Source organism: Enterococcus wangshanyuanii, assembly GCF_002197645.1.
GTDB classification, from domain to species: domain Bacteria; phylum Bacillota; class Bacilli; order Lactobacillales; family Enterococcaceae; genus Enterococcus_L; species Enterococcus_L wangshanyuanii.
Genome location: NZ_CP021876.1, coordinates 32,913 through 44,883, shown reverse-complemented (window position 1 = coordinate 44,883; position 11,971 = coordinate 32,913). Strand labels below are relative to the sequence as shown.

Annotated in this window: 11 protein-coding genes and 1 pseudogene; 1 reads left to right on the top strand and 11 read right to left on the bottom strand. The window is 35.0% G+C overall.

The window, feature by feature from the left end; genetic code table 11:
• The 6 genes from CC204_RS19655 to CC204_RS21745 are packed head-to-tail and all read right to left on the bottom strand — an operon-like array spanning position 1 to position 6,101.
• Complete coding sequence (locus CC204_RS19655; protein WP_088271831.1) at positions 1-2,913, bottom strand: synaptonemal complex protein 1; 2,913 nt, start codon at positions 2,911-2,913, stop codon at positions 1-3.
• A 20-nt stretch (positions 2,914-2,933) separates the two neighbouring features.
• Positions 2,934-4,280, bottom strand: a complete 1,347-nt coding sequence (locus CC204_RS19650; RefSeq protein ID WP_088271830.1) for an FIVAR domain-containing protein — start codon at positions 4,278-4,280, stop codon at positions 2,934-2,936.
• A 13-nt stretch (positions 4,281-4,293) separates the two neighbouring features.
• Positions 4,294-5,280 (bottom strand): hypothetical protein, encoded by a 987-nt coding sequence (locus CC204_RS19645; protein WP_088271829.1) that lies wholly within the window; start codon positions 5,278-5,280, stop codon positions 4,294-4,296.
• A gap of 14 nt (positions 5,281-5,294) precedes the next feature.
• Positions 5,295-5,687: a hypothetical protein gene (locus CC204_RS21615; protein WP_227011280.1), complete on the bottom strand. Its 393-nt coding sequence runs from the start codon at positions 5,685-5,687 to the stop codon at positions 5,295-5,297.
• A complete protein-coding gene (locus tag CC204_RS19635) occupies positions 5,684-5,950 on the bottom strand; it encodes a hypothetical protein (protein WP_088271828.1) in 267 nt (88 codons plus the stop codon). Before CC204_RS19635 ends, CC204_RS21615 begins: the two co-directional genes overlap by 4 nt.
• 25 nt (positions 5,951-5,975) lie before the next feature.
• A complete protein-coding gene (locus tag CC204_RS21745) occupies positions 5,976-6,101 on the bottom strand; it encodes a hypothetical protein (RefSeq protein ID WP_257790125.1) in 126 nt (41 codons plus the stop codon).
• Between the two features lie 111 nt (positions 6,102-6,212).
• Between CC204_RS21745 and CC204_RS19630 the strand changes: the two genes are divergently transcribed.
• Positions 6,213-6,818 (top strand): DUF6037 family protein, encoded by a 606-nt coding sequence (locus CC204_RS19630; RefSeq protein WP_088271827.1) that lies wholly within the window; start codon positions 6,213-6,215, stop codon positions 6,816-6,818.
• Here CC204_RS19630 and CC204_RS19625 read toward each other — a convergent pair.
• The 5 genes and pseudogenes from CC204_RS19625 to ltrA form a co-directional block, all read right to left on the bottom strand.
• Positions 6,798-7,130 carry a hypothetical protein gene (locus tag CC204_RS19625; RefSeq protein ID WP_088271826.1) on the bottom strand — a complete coding sequence of 111 codons (333 nt, stop codon included), beginning with the start codon at positions 7,128-7,130 and terminating at the stop codon, positions 6,798-6,800. The genes CC204_RS19630 and CC204_RS19625 overlap by 21 nt on opposite strands.
• A gap of 56 nt (positions 7,131-7,186) precedes the next feature.
• The gene (locus tag CC204_RS19620; RefSeq protein ID WP_088271825.1) at positions 7,187-7,996 is read right to left on the bottom strand and encodes a hypothetical protein; all 810 of its coding nucleotides are present in this window, start codon (positions 7,994-7,996) and stop codon (positions 7,187-7,189) included.
• Positions 7,996-9,450 (bottom strand): leucine-rich repeat domain-containing protein, encoded by a 1,455-nt coding sequence (locus CC204_RS19615; RefSeq protein WP_088271824.1) that lies wholly within the window; start codon positions 9,448-9,450, stop codon positions 7,996-7,998. The genes CC204_RS19620 and CC204_RS19615 overlap by 1 nt, the downstream gene beginning before the upstream one ends.
• Positions 9,451-9,480: 30 nt before the next feature.
• A pseudogene (locus CC204_RS19610) lies at positions 9,481-9,936 on the bottom strand (CHAP domain-containing protein); the annotation flags it as partial.
• A gap of 71 nt (positions 9,937-10,007) precedes the next feature.
• Positions 10,008-11,777: a group II intron reverse transcriptase/maturase gene (gene ltrA, locus CC204_RS19605; protein WP_088271945.1), complete on the bottom strand. Its 1,770-nt coding sequence runs from the start codon at positions 11,775-11,777 to the stop codon at positions 10,008-10,010.
• Positions 11,778-11,971 lie beyond the last annotated feature (194 nt).

Sequence of the window (11,971 nt, the reverse complement as noted above, 5' to 3'; positions counted from 1 at the left end):
CTACATCATCACTTGCTGTACCATTTCTTTTTCTTTCTTTTGTTCTTTCCGTTCTTTTTCCTCCTGATTCTGTACGCTTTTTTCTGAAATTGATTGTTGATAATATTCAGCTGAAATGAGTACAGACATTTGTTCCTGTTCTCCTCTGGTCTGACATAATGCTTCTTCCTGGATACTTAGATTGATCTCTGGATTAGCATCATGGACTGTATCGATCGCTTCCAATCGATACTGCATTTGTTCAAAAGAATTGTTTTTTTGATCATACGCGACAATCTTAGACCGTTCATCATACGTAAGAGATTCACCTTGTAAGAATTTAGCGTATAAGTCAATGACTTCCTCTTTTTCAAATAAAAGAGAACCTGACTGTTGTTTTTCTTCAGCCACGTTCTTTTTAGTTTCTTTATGGAGTGCTTCTTCTGATTCAATGAATTTACTAGGATCTAGTTCCACCTGTTCTTGATACGTAAAAGTTGTTTCAGGGTGGTGGCCAATGATTGAATATACATCATGAATGGTTGTCTCTTTATCTGTCCAGTTAAATGACGACCCTACAGTAGAATGATACTGGCTTTCTAGTTCCATCACTCGTTCTTTTGGAAATTCAGCTGCTACTTTTTCATATTGTTCAGATTTTGTACCATCCGTTTCATATAAAATGAAATCTTCATGCATAAAGTATGTTTCAAGTTCTTTATCATTAAGAGCTTTAACAAAATTCTTTTCATCTGGAGTCAGTTCATTATAAAAATCTAAAAATCGATTGTGTTTCTCAAAGTTAATGGTTTCAGCTCTTTCTAGATTTTGGCGTGCCTTTTCTTCAGCAATTTTTTTAATATCTATCTCATCTGAATGTTGATCATTCGATTCATTTACCGTATTCAGTGCTTCTTGTATTTGCTCCAAATTCTCAAGTTTTTTGTCAAATAGTTGCTCGTTTGTCTCTTCCAAGCTATTTGCTTTAAGAATTTCTACAATGTCAGTTCTTCCTGCTTCTTCAAAATTCCCTATTATATCTTCATACAAATGTGCTCGTAAACTTTCACCTGACTGATCAATTATTCGAAGTGCCTCAGTAAAACTTTCTACTTCAAACAAAGGTTCCGGATCTCCAAGAGAAAACGAATCACCAATGGAAAGGTATTTATCCGTAAACTCCTGAGAAAAAGGAAAATTCAGTGTTTGGATCGCTTCTTCTTGAGTTAGATTGTGAATCTTACCTAAAATACCAGAACCTTGTCCAGTCTCAGAAATATGCAAATCCTTAATTTCAATAACATTATCAGTTTTCTGATATTCATTTCCTTGCAAGAACATTTTTAGAGTTCCTCCAAGCGAATAAACTGTAGGTGTTACTTTTAATTCTTTCCCCTCCATTTCTTGTTTTTGAAGTGCTTTTACTGCCGATTTGTACTCAGAATTGTCCACATTTTTTGCAATGAATTCTACTTCCTCTCGTTCTCCCTCTTTTAATTTTTTTTCAAGCTGTTCAGTAGTTTTTATGGTTTCTGACAATAAGTTTTCCCGAGAATCAATAGCTTTTTGGATTAGCCCAATACTTGAATCCATTTCTTCAACAGCTTCAAACTGTTGATCTCTTTCATAGAAATTCTTTTCGCCTATTTCATATCTCATTTTTTCCTCTAGCTCTGAAATGTTCTGCTTTAAGGAAACCTGCAAATACAATTTTTCTAAATACTCTTGCTGATTCATCGTAAGTTGAGAAAGTGTGTTTACTAGAGAATCTTGATCTGCTACTTGTAGTTCCTTCCATTCTTCAATTACTCCAGAGAAACTATCCATGTGTAACTGGTCAGGTTCAGCTCCATTCACGTTGGTTGAGATATACTCACGATACATTTCTTTCAATTTTTCTAGCTGTTCAGCATTCAATTGACTAGCTTGTTCTTCTAACAAATCACGTTTCTCATAAGATCTACCTTCTACAGTATCCGAATATTCATTACTGAGAAGCTCACGTTGAAAATCATTATACGTATTCAAATACACTTGTTCCTCTTTTGGTAACGAATCATAAATCGCAACAAATCGATCTTTTTTTTCTTTGTTTTCCTGTAGAACGAGGGACTGGTTAGGAATCTTTAAATAATCCTTTAATCGATCAATTTCTTTAAAAATTGGGTTTACATCAAAATCGAAAGGAGAAAATCGGCTAACTTTCGTCTTATAATCATTTATACCCTCATCCACAAATTCATTGATTTTCTTTAAGGTGTCATAAGAAAACGTCCTTCTAATCGCTTCTGCCTCGTTTGAATTTCGAATGTCACCCGTTTCATGAAATAAATTTTGATTCTCTAAGTAGGCCATTACATACTTATCTGGGTAATCTTTTGTGGTAGGTAGTGCATAAAAATCACCTTCCCATTGATCAAAACCGTACTCTGTTTCCAAAATGAATACTTCCCAACGGTCTGGGGAAAGTTGCTTCGTTAGAGAAGGAAACGTTTGATTTGCTCTATAGTCTGCTGTATTCATATTTGATAGATCAAGTTCATATCCTCGATACTCTCGATATGTTTTCTCAAAATTCTCAAGAGTAACATTCTCAATACATCCCTGAATTTTTTCATTGTATTTCTCATTTATTAACTGAACCATATCTCGCAACAATGGTTCTTCTAATCTAGAAGGCGCTTTTAACTCTATTGGTTTGTGCAAATACAATTCTTGTTGATTTTCTACGCCACTTAACGCTCCACTTAGAGAGTTAATATATTCCTCATTTTCTCTGATCTCTTGTCGATTGCTGATTCTGCTAAATATATTTCTTTTCAGGTAGTTTTGAGCTTCAATAGATTTTTGTAGTTGCTGCTTCCCAATTTCAACATATTTTTTTAACCATTCTTTTTGAACATTTTGAACATTTATTGTTGAACTTTTCTCCACTTCAATTCCTCCTCAATAAATTACAAATCCGCAGATACTTCTTTTTCAATTAGTCCATTGATTGCCTGGGACAAATTTTGAACTAAAGTATCAACTTGTTCTTGTGAAATTTCTTCATTAGACAAAGCTTCTGTAACTTGAGATAGCACGCTATCTAATGCAACTAAACTTTCGTCTGTATAAAGCATCCGATCAATGGAGTTTGCTTGTCCTTCTAATGCTTTTAGTTGTGTAAGATCCGCTTTTTTCTGTAACTGATCCATCGCTTCTTGAAGTTCTTGCAAATGTTGCTCATTTTCAGCTTTAGTATATGTTTCAGCAGCCAGATAAGTAGTCACTTGGTCTAGTTTATTTTGGAAAATCAAAACAGTACTCATAATATATTCAGTAAGATCAATTGCGTTTGCTTCAGTCACCAATCGTTGTAAGTAAGCTAAACTCAAATATGGTTCTTCTTTTTCTTTCAATGCATCTATTGATTGCTGAAGGTTGGTTTTGGCTTGATCGACTGTTTCTTGTGTTACTTCTACAGTTTTAAGTACGTCATTTGCTTGCGTTTTAGCTGTTTGTAATTCAGCAATACTTTCAGCTGTATATATGTCCGTTTTAATTTCTTCACTTTGGTCATATAATGCCTGTAACTCAACTTTATTCCCCAATAAAACTAATGAATTCAATGCATTTTGAAGTCGGACATGTTGATTATTCACTGCTGCCTGGGAACTTCCCTGCTCATCAATCATACGCTGTGCAATCATCAATTCAGTTCTAACTACTTCTGCTCCTGCTTTGAAGTAATTGTCTAAATGAATTAGTTCCGCCTTTTGTACTAGTTCTGCCAATGCAGTGTAATCCACCGTTTCAACTGGTGGAACAGGAGTCGGCGTTGGTTCAGGCTCTGGATCTGGCACAGGAGTAGGAGTGGGTTGCGGAATACTTGGTTTAGGTTTAGCCTGTTCAACAGGCTTGGGAGTTGCCGGCTTTACTTCATTTACTAATGGAATAACTGTAGGTTGCGTTTTTACTTGTTTCTGTTCATCTTTAATTTGATTGTCTAATAAATTTAAAGCAGCTTTTCTTTCTTCTTGAATAGTTGAACCTGATCCATATCTAAAAGTGTCAATCGAACTAGAAGACGTTTCCGGCTTAATGATCGGTCCTATTGCTTTCTTTTTAGTCGATTTTTTAGGGATCACTGGCTCAATTTTTTCGTTCTTTTTAATTAGTGGAATGTTTCCTTTCCTTACTTCTTGCGGTTCATTTTCTGACGAATAGAACTTTGAATACCCAATGTATCCACCCAAAGCCATTACGCACACTAAAGCACTGCTTATAGCCACAATCTTTATGTTCTTTGGTTTTTTCATGTCTAATTCTCCTTTACAATTCTGATAGTGATTGTTTTGCTTCATACAATTCATCGATCGCTTTTTCAATCTTTTGCTTGTTTTCAGACGGTTTCTTCTGTAAAACTGCAATTTCCTTCTCTTTTTCTTCAATTATCAGTTGATACTGCTTGTACTGACGAACGAGCTTTTCCAATTCGGGACTATTGAGTGTATGTTGAATTACTTCAGCTTTTTTGACTTTTCCTTCTTTCAAGTAAGCATAACCAACCAATACTTGTCTGACATCGTCTTGTTTAAATAGATTTTCATTTTTTTCATAGACAGCGATACCTTCGTCATACTGATAGTCAAACATCGCTAGATCAAACAAACCTTGTTCGGTAGGATATTTCTTTTGAAAAGAAGAAAGTACCTTTAAGTGTTGCCTTCCTTCGTTTTGTACAATCAAGAATAGTTCATTTTCTACTGCTGAAATTTTGTTTGGGTATGCTTCAGCAGCCCCTTCATAGTCTTTTTTATCTAGGTATTCTTGGAAAGACGGTTGTTTTTCTATTTTTTCACTGAAAGCACTTCTTACAGCAAACCCTCCACCAATTAGCAAACAGAGAAAAAGAAAAACAATCCCTATTTTTTTTATAGGGATTGTCCACTTAGTTATTTTGGGCACTCGAAGTTTTTTTCTCGGCTTTTTTAATTTAGGCTCTGCTACGTCGCTTTCTGACAGACTAGCCTTGATTTGTTCTTCAATTTCTTTTTTATCCTTGCTTGATATTTTTTTCTGTTTCTTGTACTTCTTTAACACAGAAAATATATCATCAGTAATTGTCAGCTGACCTTCTTTCGTAAATTTTCCTTTGTAGAAAGGCTCATTTTCAGGATTATAAAGGGCAAACTCAATATACTCCTGGTCCTGCATATTTTCACTTATTTTTTGAAACTCTGTGTACGTTAACCGTTCTTCTAGTACATAATGGTTAAAAAATTCAAGATTTGACGATAATACTTCAACGGTTATCATTCACTACGCCTCCTTTAACCGCCGACATTGCCCCAAATAAGGTCTCTCAAACTTGATGCATTCAAAATCACGGCAGAGCCTAAAATAGCACCAAACATTAGTTTTTTCCCCCAACGTCCTAACTCTGTACCGAAATATTGACTTGCGCCAAACAACAGCAAACAAATGAATAAAGCAGAGTTTCCAATGATTTTAATGAAGTTGTTTGTTTCCGTTTCGGCCAATGTAGCACTTGATTGAATGTCAGCGAATGCTGTAATTCCACCTGAATATAAGAAGAAGCAAGCAATTGCTAAGCAACTACTTGCGACAATTACCCCATAGTACTTTTTCTTTCTTAAACGATAATACGCAGCCTGAAAATCAATAACTGCTTTTGTTACCCCTTCAGCAATTCTTTTCATCATGTTGTTTGTCCTCCATTTTGTTTATTTCTGTTTTCTTGTTCTAATTTGTTGCGTTCTTCCTGCTTCAGTTTATTATTTTTTTCTTGTTCAATTCGTTTCGCTTCATTTTCTAACGATTTCAGGATCAAATCTTGACTTTCCACGCAGATATCTTTATGAATAGCGTAAAGGTATTCATCATAGTCCTTTCCTTGAATTTTTAATACTTGTTGCGCCTGTTTCTTCATTGCTTGTTGCTCTTTTTGCGTTGGTTTCGTACTCATCATTTACACCTCCAATCTAGGACCATTATTTAAAGCGTCCTGTTTTTTTCTTTCTCTTATACAGCTGTGAACCTACTTGGTAGCCCATAAAGAGAACCAAGCTGATCCCTAACACAAATCCTACATACGTTACTGCTGTCCAAAATGTCATTTTATTTCCTACTTTCATTTTTAATATTTTAGTACAAATTTCTCTTACGTTTCTATGCAATTTGTATATCTTTATAACGTTTTGATATACTTATAAATAAAGGAGATTTTTATGAAGCTCTCTAACTTAGAACGACTACACAAAGAAATGAAAAAGTTGAATATATCCGTTGATATCTTTGATTATAATTACAATGACGTCGAATGTTCCGTTATCTTCAATGCTGACTATCAAAAAGGTTTTACCTTGACCTTTTTTAAGACTGGAAATGCTGAAATGCTGAAATTACCCGTAAAATCAGGCTACAATCTAGAAATTCAGGGGAACAACTTTCATCAGTTTTGTAGATTCTTCAATATAAAACGCCAAAAGGGTGCATTTAGTATCCTTGAATTTTTTGATCATTTAAATAAGCGAATACCTACTCTACCTACTCAAAGTTCACCCCAAAAAAGAAACATTCTTTCTGCTGTATTTCCAATCGAAGAAAGTGAAAAGATTCATTTTGATCACTTAATAAATTGGGAAAAGGCAAGAGTGAAAAATCCAAAGTTGAAGAAAGGTCGTGATCCAAAGAATTTAGAAAAGACAAGGTTACTTTATCCTGATTTGTTTAACTCTATAAAAGATCATGATATATCTGTGGCATATTCTGTCTTTCCAAAAGAAAACGAAATTGTTGTCATTGAACAAGAATTAAATGAAGAGCTCTCTTGAATCAAGAGGGTTTTCTTTTAACCACTTAAGTGTTTCATCAACCCCCTTTTTTATGTCTGATTCCATAAAATCACTTAATGAATTCAACACTTTGATCACTTCTTTTTCCAATAAAGAATTAAGATTTTTTTCATTACTACTCCATATAAGAAATTCAGTAGCATTCATTCCTTCTTCATTTAGGCCAATAGTTAAAATTTGAGAACCATTAGCTAAAGTATCCGTGTCAGTGCCTAATACTTGTCTAATAAAAAAAGTGTTTTTCACCTCCCTAAATTGATTATTTTTAAAATAAGCATAATAGATTTTCATACTATTCTCCGGTCATTTTTTTGTTTAATTCTTCCTACATTACGTGATCATTTATATTATGGCCTTTCAGTAAAAACCATCGGTGCCCTTAAACGAGTTAGCTCTCCTATAATAAATGAATACTTCAAAGAAACTGAAACGTTCATTTCCGATTGGGTCACGCTATTATGAGCATATTTGTTAGGTGCGACATAAAATAGATCTCCATTTTGATTATTCCGATACGTAACTCCTGTTTCAATTACTCGTAAAAATGGATTCCAATCACTGTAAAAACAAACTTTCCGACTACATACATCAGTATTTAACGGCTCATCGGTTGTATAATCAAATATAACCATTTGTTTGTCCAGTCGCTTCCAAAATTGACGTATACAAAAAATCATTCCTAGAAAAGTAAAGATTGCACTTGCTCCACTGGCAACCATATCCTTCGGTATCGCTTCAACAGAAGTATTTGAAAAAATCACATCTATTTTTAGATATTTACTACTAGTAACAAGAATGACAAATAGAGCCTGCTTAAATACATTGTTCCATCGTTTGACCCTATCAAGCTCTTCAGAGTTTGGCATGACTAACTTTCCTAAACTAATAAAAAGCCATAAATGACGGATCAGAATAAAAAATGAGACGCATGCTGCAACAATAGCTTCACTTTGGTTTTTTGAAAATAATCCATTAGACGCTTTTTCAATTTCAACATACAGATAACTCATAGAAAGCGAATAAGCTATAATGATAAATCGATATTTAACTATATATTTCAAGATATACATCAAATTTAACCACTGTATTTGCCAAAATCGCTTATTTGTCAGTGTTTGTTTTAAATCACTACTAAAGTTTTTTACATAATCACTCATCATTTCCTCGCTTTCGTTTTAACTCCGAACCAAATTGCTAACATTGAAAGTACCCCAACACCTAAGGCAGCAAGAATCCCATTATTAACCGTTCCAGTCTCCGGTAAATTTTTTGTTGCACCAGCTGTACTCGTTTCTGTAGATTGAGTGCTTGAACTAGGTGTAGCAACTGCTTTATCCGGTTTCTGATCGCTAGAAGTAGTTTCTGTGCTTGTCTCCGGAGTAGTTGAATCTGTTTCTACGGTTGGTTCCTCGGGAATAGACGGATCAGTGCTTGACTCTTCTGTTGGATCTGTCGTGCTGGAATCAGTGTATGGAATTACATAGTACACTTCAAACCATTTTTTAAATCTATCACTAGACGGTGCTGCGTATGTTAAATAGACAACGTCTCCAATAATATTAGCTTTGTCAGTGTAGTTGTTGTTCCATATAAACTGGTCATTAGAAAAGTCTGTCCAATTAGGCCCCGACACTCCACTATCTATATTTGGTACATAGTTTTCAAAAACTCCCACAGAACCATCAATGTCAATAACTTGCACATCCGATATAGGCACCGTTAGCACATTGTTTAATGGCGTTCGAACAGGTAATTCGATTTTTGCATTAACATAATATTTTTTTAAATTTGGTAATTTCCCTAACGGGCTAATATCCGTAACACCGCAATATTGCGCACTTACTACCTCTAAATTCACTAAATTTTCTAGGGGTGATAAATCATTAATTGCAGGACTGTCGTTAAAAAAAAGGGATTTTAAACTTGTTATATTAGCAACTGATTCAAGTGAAGTTGCTGCTGTTCTTCCAAGTTCTAACCATTCCAGATTTTTTAGTCCTCCTAGTGCTGAAAAATCTGTAATTTTTGTTCCCCCACACCTCAAGTATTTTAATAGTGGAAACTGCGACAGAACAGAAATATCAGATATTGGATTTTGGTAAATATTCAAATCATGTAACCTTTGAAACACCTGAATTCCTTCTAGATTTGATATGTTTTTATCCTGTATCCAAATAGTACTTGTCTTGTCTATCTGGTATTGCTCAATCGTTTCGGCTTCTGAAGTAGCTCCTAGTTGTTCCATTATGGCTTTTCTTAGGTTTTCGTCAGGGAAGATATCAGCATATGTTTGCCCTATAAGTTGTGCGTTGGCTACAGCTGGCACTTGAATATCCTGTTGAACGCTGCTATCGATCATTGGTTCTTCAATTTCTGTATCAACCGAATCCAAGGTCAGTTCTTCTGAAGAACTTGCTTCCGTTTGTTCTAAGGTTGTTTCAGTGGTTGATTCCATGCTGCTTGATTCTGTTGTGGCAGTTGTTTCTAGCATTTCTTCTGTTTCTGCTGTTGTGCTTGTAACAGTATCTGCATAGGCTTGGTGAACCCCTATGATTGCCGGGGCAAGTAAAGTGATCATTGTTGTGTAGCTCAAAATTTTCGTTCTTTTCATATGTGTGTTTCTCCTTCAGTCTCTATGTTTTTATTTAGGGGAAATATAGCTCATTAAATACGTGTACTCAGCTAAAATCGTACGTGTAGAAATAACACCAAAGCCTTGTGCGTTCATTTCAGAAATCAAAATAGACCCGTCTTCATAGACATGCTCGACAAAAGCAACATGGCCATAAAATGGATCAGCACCTAAAACACCTGGTTCAAACGAAACAGCTGTACCAGCTTTTGGTGTACTACTTACCTCATATCCTTTCGCAATACCTGTAGCATCCCAATCTGCACCGTTGCCCATGTGTAGATCCACATGACCTCCTAATTGAGTAATGCGGTTATAAACATATTGCGTGCAATTTCCTGGCGCATAACTATTACCTTTGTCATAATTCTCATTGTTGTATGGTTCAAAATCACCACCGGCGACGATATCGCCTTTTTCGTGATCGTATTGAGTTAGGTATAGCGATAGGTAATCCTTTGAAGTCATCTCCAGATTTTCCCCCGCTCCACACCGTACGTGAGACTTTCACCTCATACGGCGTTCCAACTTTTTCATTATTGATAGATTTCAGTTAAATTACATAATTTTCGCATTGTATTCAGCTTGCTAAGTTGCTTTTTATTCAACTTCAGTATAGCCATATACTCATTAATCGTTTCTATTTTCTTCATATGAATAAGTCTATGAACCCATTTATGGACGATAATTAAGTTACTAAATGTATCTTTACCACCAAGATATCGAGGTATTTTATGGTGACAATGTACTTCATTTGCAGTTAGAAATCTTCCTGTTACAGCACATTTTCCATCTTGCATAGAGTACCTTGACAACTTGTTGTCCGAAAATTCGACTGTTTTATTTCCAATGTCATTTTTGCAAAGTTTATACAATTCCTCGATGACTGTATGTTCTAATTTCTTGATTTGGAGCGCCCTTCCTTCCGATGTGTAATCTGATACATTAGGATTGAAAAACAACGCTAACTTCCATCGAACTTTGCTTATAGGGATTAAATTAATCCCCTGTACTTGGAAGGTTCTGTGATTTCGACCATACAGTTTTACATAGGATTGTGGCGGACTTCTAGGAATTTCATATTTTCCAATAGATTTTAAACGATTGAACATTACTGGTAAGCATGAGAAATAGATTGCTGAAAAATCCAAATTTACTCGGGTGGCTTTACAATAATAATTGTGTATTCCACGAACGAATGAATTATATACTATGATATTTTCCACTGTTGGATATTTTTTTAATCTTATTATTCTTGCTCTAATTTCTTTTTTCAGTCGGCACTTAGCCTTCTCTGAAATCTTGATACTTCCAACGTAGTCATTTCTACACTTATTGACTTTTAATTCAAATCCCAAAAATTCTGAATACCTTTTTCTGAGATTCGTTATCTTGGATTTTTCTGGTGATATATCAAGTTTCAACTGGTTTTTTAAGTACCCTTTAACTGCATGAAATATCTTTATCGCACTTTTTGGGTTCCTTGTAAATATTTTGAAATCATCTGCATATCGAACAATGTACATTTCTTTTAGATTTGTTGTCTTTAAAGCTCTATATCTACCACTATTACTGAAATAACGATGATCACTTTTAAACGTTTCCCATTGATTGGCAATCCACCAATCTAGCGAGTTCAAAACTACGTTTGACAAAAGTGGTGATAGTATAGCTCCTTGTGGGGTTCCTTTACTTTGAACACCCACCTTATCAACCGGAGCCTTGAGCATTTTAGAAACCAAACTTAAAACTCGTGCATCTTTAATTCCTATTGTGTAGAGTTGTTTCAATAATTTTGCATGATTTACATTATCGAAAAATCCTTCTATATCAATGTCCACTACATACTGGTTCTTTGATACGTTTACAATGTGACTACATCGACTAATCGCATGTTCTACTGAACGATTCGGGCGAAATCCATAGGAGTGTTTAAAGAATTGTGCCTCACAAATTGGCTCCATTACTTGCTTGAACATTTGTTGTATTATCCTATCTCTCATAGTCGGAATTCCTAATGGACGCTTCTTTCCATTGGCTTTAGGTATTTCAACTCGTCTTACCACTTGAGGTTGGAAGTTGGTTAACGCTTCTCTGATTTCTTTGATAAATTTTTGTGTATCTTTTATTTTGAAATCAGATATTGTTATACCGTCAACTCCTGCGGTACGTGATCCAGTATTCGTTTTTATCATTCGGTATGCTAGTAGTATATTATTTTCAGACGTGATGATTTCATATAAATTTAACCCTTTTGTGCATTTATTTTGGCTTCTTTGGTACAGCCAATCAAATGTTGACTGCATATTGTAATATTCTGAATAACGCAAACTTTTTGTACTCACTGATGAAGTCTCTCTCCTATCATTGATAGTCTCATCTTCTTACCAGATTCTGTGAGTTTCATTTAACTAGTATCTATTTATTACGAAAAAGTCTTAGGGCTATCCCTCCACGGTCATTACCCGCTTCATAGGTACTGTGCCCTTACTCTCACGAA

Bases quoted from the DNA above. Each gene is read 5' to 3' on its own strand.
- CC204_RS19650 (WP_088271830.1), bottom strand. From the start codon at position 4,280: ATGAAAAAACCAAAGAACATAAAGATTGTGGCTATAAGCAGTGCTTTA.
- CC204_RS19645 (WP_088271829.1), bottom strand. From the start codon at position 5,280: ATGATAACCGTTGAAGTATTATCGTCAAATCTTGAATTTTTTAACCAT.
- CC204_RS21615 (WP_227011280.1), bottom strand. From the start codon at position 5,687: ATGATGAAAAGAATTGCTGAAGGGGTAACAAAAGCAGTTATTGATTTT.
- CC204_RS19635 (WP_088271828.1), bottom strand. From the start codon at position 5,950: ATGAGTACGAAACCAACGCAAAAAGAGCAACAAGCAATGAAGAAACAG.
- CC204_RS21745 (WP_257790125.1), bottom strand. From the start codon at position 6,101: ATGACATTTTGGACAGCAGTAACGTATGTAGGATTTGTGTTAGGGATC.
- CC204_RS19630 (WP_088271827.1), top strand. From the start codon at position 6,213: ATGAAGCTCTCTAACTTAGAACGACTACACAAAGAAATGAAAAAGTTG.
- CC204_RS19625 (WP_088271826.1), bottom strand. From the start codon at position 7,130: ATGAAAATCTATTATGCTTATTTTAAAAATAATCAATTTAGGGAGGTG.
- CC204_RS19620 (WP_088271825.1), bottom strand. From the start codon at position 7,996: ATGAGTGATTATGTAAAAAACTTTAGTAGTGATTTAAAACAAACACTG.
- CC204_RS19615 (WP_088271824.1), bottom strand. From the start codon at position 9,450: ATGAAAAGAACGAAAATTTTGAGCTACACAACAATGATCACTTTACTT.
- ltrA (WP_088271945.1), bottom strand. From the start codon at position 11,777: ATGCAGTCAACATTTGATTGGCTGTACCAAAGAAGCCAAAATAAATGC.